The organism is Trebonia sp. (assembly GCF_030042015.1).
Classification (GTDB): Bacteria; Actinomycetota; Actinomycetes; order Streptosporangiales; family Streptosporangiaceae; genus Trebonia.
On sequence record NZ_JASIAL010000133.1, the window covers coordinates 1 to 8,245 of the forward strand.

At 74.2% G+C, this 8,245-nt stretch carries 8 protein-coding genes; all 8 read right to left on the reverse strand.

The annotated features are described in order from the left end of the window. Positions 1 to 515 (reverse strand): glycosyltransferase (locus Q1N79_RS06675; RefSeq protein WP_300605647.1); only part of this gene is annotated, 515 nt, incomplete at its 3' end. Continuing rightward, positions 512 to 1,333 carry a spherulation-specific family 4 protein gene (locus Q1N79_RS06680; RefSeq protein ID WP_300605649.1) on the reverse strand — a complete coding sequence of 274 codons (822 nt, stop codon included), beginning with the start codon at positions 1,331 to 1,333 and terminating at the stop codon, positions 512 to 514. The genes Q1N79_RS06680 and Q1N79_RS06675, both read right to left, overlap by 4 nt. A 21-nt stretch (positions 1,334 to 1,354) precedes the next feature. Beyond that, a complete protein-coding gene (locus tag Q1N79_RS06685; protein WP_300605651.1) occupies positions 1,355 to 2,365 on the reverse strand; it encodes a GDP-mannose 4,6-dehydratase in 1,011 nt (336 codons plus the stop codon). A 40-nt stretch (positions 2,366 to 2,405) separates the two neighbouring features. Further along, the gene (locus Q1N79_RS06690; protein WP_300605653.1) at positions 2,406 to 3,770 is read right to left on the reverse strand and encodes a hypothetical protein; all 1,365 of its coding nucleotides are present in this window, start codon (positions 3,768 to 3,770) and stop codon (positions 2,406 to 2,408) included. After that, complete coding sequence (gene pelF, locus Q1N79_RS06695; protein WP_300605655.1) at positions 3,767 to 5,236, reverse strand: GT4 family glycosyltransferase PelF; 1,470 nt, start codon at positions 5,234 to 5,236, stop codon at positions 3,767 to 3,769. The genes Q1N79_RS06690 and pelF overlap by 4 nt, the downstream gene beginning before the upstream one ends. A 9-nt stretch (positions 5,237 to 5,245) precedes the next feature. Continuing rightward, positions 5,246 to 6,364, reverse strand: coding sequence for a glycosyltransferase (locus Q1N79_RS06700; protein ID WP_300605657.1), 1,119 nt, complete (start codon positions 6,362 to 6,364; stop codon positions 5,246 to 5,248). After that, entirely contained in the window at positions 6,361 to 7,116 is a 756-nt protein-coding gene (locus Q1N79_RS06705; RefSeq protein ID WP_300605659.1) for a polysaccharide deacetylase family protein, read from the reverse strand. The genes Q1N79_RS06700 and Q1N79_RS06705 overlap by 4 nt, the downstream gene beginning before the upstream one ends. Beyond that, positions 7,113 to 8,245 (reverse strand): sugar transferase (locus tag Q1N79_RS06710; RefSeq protein WP_300605660.1); only part of this gene is annotated, 1,133 nt, incomplete at its 5' end. The genes Q1N79_RS06710 and Q1N79_RS06705, both read right to left, overlap by 4 nt.

Sequence of the window (8,245 nt, forward strand, 5' to 3'; positions counted from 1 at the left end):
CGTATCCGCTCGGGGCGGACGAGCCCGCGCCTGACCGCCTCGACCGCCACGCCGGTGCCCACGCAGAGCGCCACGTCGGTGATCCGGCCGAGCCGCCGCTCGATCGCGATGTACGCGCCGCGGCGCGGGCGTGACTGGAACTCGTGGAACGGGAAGCCATGGTAGGTGTGCACGATGCGCGGCACGCCCGCCCGCCAGGCCGCGAACCGCCCGAGCGTCCCGGCCTTGGCGACATGCGTGTGCACGACGTCGAACGGGCGCCCCCGCAGCAGGGCGGACAGCGCGCGCAGCGCGGCGGCGTCGCTGCGCGGGTCGATGGGCGCGCGCAGCGACGGTTCGATGATCACCTCGAGCCCGGCGTCCCTCGCCTGCGCCACCAGGCGGTCCCCGCTGCCGGTGACGATCGTCGTGGCGAACTCGCGCCGGTCAAGCGCGAGGGCGCCGCGCAGCGCGAGGACCCCGGCGCCGCCTTCCAGCCTGGTGATCAGCGTCGCCACCCGCAGCGGCCCGCTCATCGCGGGTCCCGGCAGCCCCCGGTCGCGCTGGCGACCAGGGCCGGCCAGTAGCTGGGCAGGGCCTGGTACGGGTTGGACCCCGAGCCGTCGGTCACGTAGACATGTCCCGCGCCCCGCTCGGTCGCCAGCCGCAGCGCGTTCGTCACGTCCGCGGCGGGCGTGTCGTAGATCGTGTGGGCGAAGTCGGCGGGCGGGTAGCTCTTGGCCCAGCCGGGCACCACGGCGGCGACGTACTGGGCGTACGTGCCCTCGAACACCATGACGACGTTGCCGATCGACATGTAGGCCTGGTCGGGGTAGACGCCCGGGTTGAGCCAGACCTGCGCGCCCGGATGGGCCTGGTGGATGTAGCTGGCGAGCTGCCGGTAGTACGGGACCTGCTGCGGCTGCCCGGAGACCCGGTCCAGGAAGATGCTGGTCACCCCGTACCACGCCGCGTAGTCGCGCACGTCGGCCTCCACCTGGGCGACCGGGCGCTGCCCGTCGACGGTGGACGAATAGCCGAGAACAGTGATGCCCGCCGCCTGCGCCTGGCGGACAAGGGCCTGGAACCGCGGCTGCGGAGCGGTCCCGGCCCCGACGCCGGTGATGTCGAGGATCATGTCGGCGGGCGGCGGTTTCGCGGCGGCCGCCTGCGCCCAGTACTGCGGCGCGAAGTAGGCGGGCACGACAAGCTGCGCGCAGACGGGGCCCGTGCCGCCGCTTCCCCCGGTGCTGCCGCCGCTGCCTCCGCCGGTGACGATGAGCGTTATCGCCGTCGCCACCACCACCGCCGCGACGCCCGCGACGGCGAGGAATGGCCGGCTCCGCACGCGCATGTCAGCTCTCCATCGGCATCATCACACGTGGTACTCGCCGAGGGTGTACCTGGAAAGGTTCGCCGGGTCGCTGAACCAGTCGATCACCATGGTCAGGCCTTCTGGACGGGTCACCCGCGGCCGCCACCCGGTGCGGCCGCGGAGTTTGGACGCGTCACAGACTAGCCGCATAACTTCTGACTCCTTGGGGCGCAGCCGCTGCGCGTCCTCGACGATATCCGCCCGGACGCCCATGAGCGAGGCGATCTCGGCCGCGAGCTCCCCGATGGCCACGTCGTCGCCGGGCCCGCAGTTGAACACCTCCCCGAGCACCGCCGAGGCGGGCGCGGTCCCCACCGCGAGGAACGCCGCCACGGTGTCGGTGACGTAGCAGAAGTCCCTGGTGGGCGCCAGCGCGCCCAGCTTGACCTGCGGCCTGACCCGCGCGGGGCGGGCCGCCAGCTGGGTGATGATCTGCGGGATGACGGCCCGGGTCGACTGGCGCGGGCCGAACGTGTTGAACGGGCGCAGCGTCACCGCGGGCAGGCCGAAGCTCAGGTGGTAGGACTCCACCAGCTTGTCCGCCGCGATCTTGCTGGCGGCGTACGGGGACTGCGCCTGCAGCGGGTGGGTCTCGCTGATCGGCACGGTGCGCGCGCTCCCGTAGGTCTCGCTCGTCGAGGTGTGCACCAGCCGCGGGGTCTGGCACGCGCGCGCCGCCTCGAGGATGTGCAGCGTGCCCACCGAGTTGTTCTCGACGAACGTCCGCGGCGCGCGGTAGGAGTACGGGACCGACCCGATCGCGGCGAGGTGGTAGACGGCCTCCGCGCCGTCGACGAGCTCGCGGGCCGACGCCGGGTCCCGCACGTCGCCGAAGACGACCTCCACCTCCCGCCGCACCTCCGGCGGCAGCGTGTCGAGCCAGCCGGCCGAGCTCCACATGTTGTACAGCGCCATGGCCTTGACCCGGAATCCGCGCCGCACCAGCTCCTCGGTCAGGTGCGAGCCGATGAACCCCTCGGCCCCGGTGACCGCGACGGTGGTCCGTGTCATCGCGCCCTCCTCTCCCGTTCCTCTCCCGTCGTGACGTTCGCTAGGCATGCCTGACCGCCGCCCCGACGCAGGCCAGCGCGTACGCGCCCACCACGGCGAGCAGCGCGGCGGGCGCCGCCACCTGCACGGCGAGCCCGTGCTCGCGCAGCGCCACCTCGACCGCGAGCACGGTGGCGCAGGCCGCAAGCGGCACCGCGCGCACCTGGATCGCCTGCAGCAGCAGCACGAGGAACAGCGCGGCGCCAAGCAGCAGATATCCGGTGACCGACAGCAGCGCCGCGCCGCCCACGTGCGCCTGGCCGGACAGGACGGCGACGTTGATCGCCAGGCAGATCAGCACCACGGTGGCCGACTCGTACTGGGCCACGGCGGTCAGCAGCAGCCGCCGGGAGCGCCGCCGAAACCAGCGCGGGTCGCCGGTCAGCCGCAGCAGGCCCTGCGCGCCCCGCCGGTACCACGACAGGTTCCACTCCGCCGCGCCCATGCTCAGCGCCAGCGGCACCGACGCGATCAGCGCGCCGACGTTGACGCCGCCATGCCCGGCCGGGCCGGCGACGACGGGAAAGGACAGCAGTCCGGCCGCGACCACGCCGAACGCCGTGGCCGGGGCCGCGCCGCGCAGTTCGGCGGGGATCAGCAGGCGCCCTGGCCGCACCCGAGTGCGGGGCGACCAGGCGAACACGCATGCCAGCAGCGGCGTCGCGGCCAGCGCCGTCCAGGTGAGCGCTTGCAGCCCCGGCGGCCGCCCGAGGAGAAGGAACAGCGCGCTGCCCGCCACCCCGGGCGCGAGCGCCACCGGCAGCCAGCGCTCCGTTCCGGTCACGAGCAGCACGGACGCGCCGAGCATGTACGCTCCCTCGCCGGCGCCGAACGCGATGACAGGCAGCCGGGCGCGCGCGAGCAGCCAGGTGAGCGTCATGACCGCCAGCATGAGCACCAGCCCGGCGGCCAGGCCCGCACGCAGCATCCACCGCGCCTGACCAGGTCCCGCCGTGCCCAGCCGCCGGTAACCCACGCTGGCCAGTCCCTGGCTCAGCCCCCACCCGGCAAGCAGCGCCACGACCAGGGCGGGCAGCACGTGATGCCCGACGAGGAGCGCGGCGGCGGCGGGAAAGCAGACCGCGGGCAGCGCGTAAAGGAGGCCGTGCAGCAGCGTGCGGGCGGCGGGGGCCTGGTCCGGCGCTGGCACGCCGTACGGCCGCCGCGGTACCCGCGCGTACAGCACGCGCGCCAGCGCGAACACGTCGTCGACGCCGTAGTCGCCGCGCGCCGCGCGGTCGCCGACCCCGTCGAACTCCAGCGCGCTCGCGATCTCAAGCGGGTCGACCGCCGACTCGCACACCTCGCTGAAGCGCTCGCACAGCTCCTGCAGGGGGGCGTCGCTCGTTCCGGCCAGCTGGGTCATATCGGCACGTCCGAGCCGACGGGCAGGACCCGGCACCCGCTGCCGAACAGGGTGTACAGCTCGTCGAACGCGCTGACGGCCCGGTCCACCGTGAAGTGCTCGAGCGCGCGGCGCCTGGCGGCGGCGCCGAGGGCCTGGCGGAGGGCGGCATCGCCGAGCAGCCGCAGGCACGCGTCGGCGAGCGCCGCCGGGTCTCGCGGCGGGACCATGACGCCGGCGTCGCCGGCGAGCGCCTCGCCGACGCCGCCGACGTCGGTGGCGACGCAGGCCCGCCCGCAGGCCATCGCCTCGATGAGGGAGTAGGGGAAGCCCTCGCTGACGCTGCACAGCACCACCACCTGGCCGGCCGCGTAGGCGTCGCGGACCTCCCTGACCCTGCCCTCGAACGTGGCGCGGTCGCCGATCCCCAGCTCGGCCGCCAGCCCCCGGCAGCGCTCCAGGTACCCTTCGCGGCCCCGCGGCGGCTCCCCGAACATGCGCAGCCGCGCCTGCGGCAGCCGCCGGGTGACGAGGGCGAACGCGCGCAGCAGCGTCTCCAGGTCCTTGATCGGGTCGACCCGGCCGACCCAGGCGATCGTCGGCACCTCGGGCTCGCTTGTCAGCGCGGGGAAGTCGTCGGGGTTCACGCCGTTGTAGACCGTGCGGATCCGGGCCGCGTCCGCGCCAAGCTGGCTTTCCCAGCGCCTGTTGTAGACGTTGCCCGGGGTGATCACCTCGGCCTCCCGGTAGCCGAGGGCGCACAGCCGGGTGAGAAAACGCAGGAACAGCCCCTTGACCGGCCAGCTGAACTCCGGGCGGCGCAGGTGCAGGTACTGCTCGCGCATGTAGACGCCGTGCTCGGTGACGATCATGGGCACCTGGTGCTGCCATTTGGCGGCGAGCGCGGGCAGCGCGCCAAGGCCGTTGGTCACCGCGTGCACCACGTCGGCGTGCACCGGGGGATGGGACAGCGGGCGGAGCGCGTGCTCGACCAGCTGCATCGCGGTGACCGCGTCGTTCAGCGACGGCGGGGCGGGAGTCTCGTGATCGTCGGCGAGCTGCGTCCACCGTTCCCGCCAGGTGGAGATGAGCAGCCGGACCACCGCCTCGCTTGCGAGGGTGGCGGTCAGGTTCCGCGCCTGCGCGTACTCGAGCAGGTCGCGGAGCACCGTCGCGAAGCGGTCGCCCGCCCCGGCGCCCTTGTCGAGCAGCACGTCGACAAGCGCCTGGACCGGGAGCGGCACCACCCGGCCCCTGGGCAGCCGGGCGCGCAGCGGGACCGGCGGGGGCGGGCCCCACAGCGGGATCGTCATCAGCCGCGACACGTTGGCCGGCAGCTCCCACTGCACCGGCTCGGTGCCGGTGGCCACGAGCGCGACGACCGAGAACTCGTATCCCGACATCGCCCTGATGAGCTGGTCGCACCACACACTGACCCCGCCGAACTGGTGCGGGTACGTGCCCTCCGCGGTCAGCGCCACCTTCATGTCATCGTCTCATCGTCCGGAGAACCTCGGCCCTGGGCGCCGCGTCAGCAGCCGCTCGTACAGGTCGTCGACCCGGCGCGCGGTCGAGGCGATGCCGTAGCGGTCGAACACCGCGCCGTCCGGCTCGCGTGGCTCGTGGCTCGCTCCTGCGGCGAGGGCGTCGCCGAGCGCGGCACGCAGCGCGGCCGCCGTCCCCGGGACCTGGCGTGCCTGCGACGTCGTGACCCCGTGCAGCGCCGGGCACGTGGTGTACAGCACGGGCAGGCCGCTGGCCATGGCCTCGAGCACCGCGATCCCGAACGTCTCCTGGGCCGACGCCGCCACGTACAGGTCGAACGCGGCGAGCATGGCGGCCGTGTCGGCCTGGAACCCGGCGAAGATGACGTGCCTGTCGACGCCGAACCGCTGCGCCGTGGCCCTGAGCGCGGCCAGCTCGTCGCCGCGGCCGACCACGAGCAGCGCGCACCGCTCGCCGAGCAGGGGGGCGGCCGCCTCGATGGTCAGGTCCACCCGCTTGTTCGCGTCGAGGCGGCCGAGGGCGCCGATCACGTAGACGTCAGGACCGATGGCGAACTGCGCGCGGGCCCGCTGCCTCGCGGCCGGGTCGAACGCGAGCGCCGCGGTGTCCAGCCCGTTCGGGATCACCGTGATCTTCCGTGCCGGGACGCCCCAGCGGACGAGACGGTCCCTGACCACGTCGGAGACCGCGATCGTGCCGTCGGAGAACAGTTCGGAGGCCAGGTACAGGCCGCGCACCCCGGTCGTCATCCGGCGCCGCTCGATGTGGGTCTCGCCGATCGAGTGCTCGGTCGTCACCACCACGGGCGTCCGGGCCAGCCGGGCCGCCGGCCTGGCGTAGATCTGCGACCGGTACAGGTGCGCGTGCACGACGTCGTAGCGCCCGGCCGCGATCAGCGACCGCAGCTTCGGCAGCGCCCTGACATCGGTGTTGCGGCGCATCCCGATGTCGCGGACGGTCGTGCCGTCGGCCCGGATGCGCTCGGCGACCGGGCCGGGGTTGTACAGCGTGACCACGTCACAGGCATGCCTGGTGTGCCGCAGCAGCATGGCCAGCTGGGTTTCCGCGCCCCCGGCGTCCAGGCCGGTGATCACGTGCAGCACCTTCATGAGCGTCCTCCTCGCACCGCGATGTCGGCCCGGTACAGCAGCCGCTTGGCGGCCATCCGGGCGGGGTCATCCCGCTGGCCCATGTAGACGCGCGGCAGGGCCATCAGCCCGAGCTGGGCCCACGGCGTGCGGACCGCGCACCCGTACTCGTAGCCCGCGGCGCGGACGGCGCGGCGGGCCGCCGCGTCCATGGACCCGTAGGGATAGGCGAAGCCGCGTATCTCGGCGTCCGCCAGCCTGCTGAGGCTGTCCCTGCTGCCCCTGACCTCGGCCTCGAGCAGCTCGGGGTCCGCGCCCGCCAGGGGCTGGTGCGTGGCGCTGTGCGAGCCGATCTCGATGCCTGCCGCGGCGAGCTCGCCGATCTGCGACCGCGACAGCAGCGGCCAGGGGGTGCCGCGGTCCCAGTCGTTGACCTGGCCGACCCGGCCGGCGATGACGAACACGGTCGCGGTGAACTCGCGGCGCAGCAGCTCGGGAACCGCGTTGGCCAGCACGCTGGCGTACCCGTCGTCGAACGTGATCCCGACGAGCCCGCGGGCCCGGCTCGCGTGCATCGCCGCCACCAGCGTGCCCACCGCCACGCCGCGCAGCCCGCGCCGTCGCAGCCAGCCCATCTGCGCCGCGAACCGGTCCGGCCGGACGGACAGCATGTGGGGGTCGTGGTCGGCCGTGTCCACGGCGTGGTACATCAGGATGAGCGGGACCGAGCCAAGCCCGAGCCGTCCAAGGCCAGTCCCATTGCCCGCGGTCATGGCCGGGACCTCCCCAGGGCCGCGCGCGCGACGAGGACCACGGTCTGCGCGAGGATCACCGCGTCCAGCCACGGCGACCAGTACTCCGCGTAGTAGTTGTCGAAGCGGACCCGGTCGAAGACCGACGTGTCGCCGCTGAGCCCGTTCACCTGCGCCCAGCCGGTCAGCCCGGCCGGCATCCTGGTCCGGTCGGCGTACCGCGGGATCTCGCCGCGGAACCGCTCGGCGAAGTACGGCCGTTCCGGCCGCGGCCCGGTCAGTGACATCTGGCCGCGCAGCACGTTGACGAGCTGCGGCAGCTCGTCCAGGTGGGTGCGGCGCAGCCAGCGGCCGAACGGGCCGCACTGCTCCTCCGGCACGGCCCACGTGGTGTCCGCGCCGGCCTGGGCGGGCAGGGTGCGGAGCTTCAGGACCGGCGTCACCCGGCCGTCGCCGGTCAGCCGGTCCTGCCGGAACAGCGTCGGCGGGCCGGACCGCAGCCGCACCACCGCGGCGAGCGCGAGCAGCAGTGGCACCGCGACCGGGGCCAGCACGAGGGCGACCAGGAGGTCGAGCGCGCGCTTGAGCGCGAGCCCGGCCCCCGGCGGGCGGCGCAGCGGTATGAGCGGCACTCCCCACAGCTCGTCCAGGCAGCCGCGGGGCACCGCCATGCCGAGCTCGTACAGCCGCGGCACCACGCACACGTCGGCGCGCAGCGCGCGGCTGGCCCGCAGGATCCCCACCAGGTCCTCGTCGCGGCAGCCGCTTGAGAAGCAGACCAGGACCCGGCCGACCCCGTGGCCTGCCAGCACGGCGTCCAGCTGGGAGATCGTGCCCAGGGACGGTATCGGCAGGTCGCGGCGCGGGGGCCCGTCGTCGACCAGGCCGGCGGGCCGCAGGCCGAGCTCCGGGTGGTCGCGCATGAGCCCGGCGACGTAGCCGCCGAAGGTCCCGGCGCCCACCACGACGGCCGGCTCGGCCAGCAGGCCGCGGCGGTGGGCCGCGCGCAGCGCGCCGCACGCGGCGATGCGGCAGCAGAGCACGAACCCCGCCGAGCAGAGCGCGAGCACCGCCAGCCGCTGACCGGGCAGCCAGGCCAGCAGGACCGGCAGCGGCAGCACCGCCGCGGTCAGGACGGCGCCCGCCTGGT

Bases quoted from the DNA above. Each gene is read 5' to 3' on its own strand.
- Q1N79_RS06680 (WP_300605649.1), bottom strand. From the start codon at position 1,333: ATGCGCGTGCGGAGCCGGCCATTCCTCGCCGTCGCGGGCGTCGCGGCG.
- Q1N79_RS06690 (WP_300605653.1), bottom strand. From the start codon at position 3,770: ATGACCCAGCTGGCCGGAACGAGCGACGCCCCCCTGCAGGAGCTGTGC.
- Q1N79_RS06700 (WP_300605657.1), bottom strand. From the start codon at position 6,364: ATGAAGGTGCTGCACGTGATCACCGGCCTGGACGCCGGGGGCGCGGAA.
- pelF (WP_300605655.1), bottom strand. From the start codon at position 5,236: ATGAAGGTGGCGCTGACCGCGGAGGGCACGTACCCGCACCAGTTCGGC.
- Q1N79_RS06705 (WP_300605659.1), bottom strand. From the start codon at position 7,116: ATGACCGCGGGCAATGGGACTGGCCTTGGACGGCTCGGGCTTGGCTCG.
- Q1N79_RS06685 (WP_300605651.1), bottom strand. From the start codon at position 2,365: ATGACACGGACCACCGTCGCGGTCACCGGGGCCGAGGGGTTCATCGGC.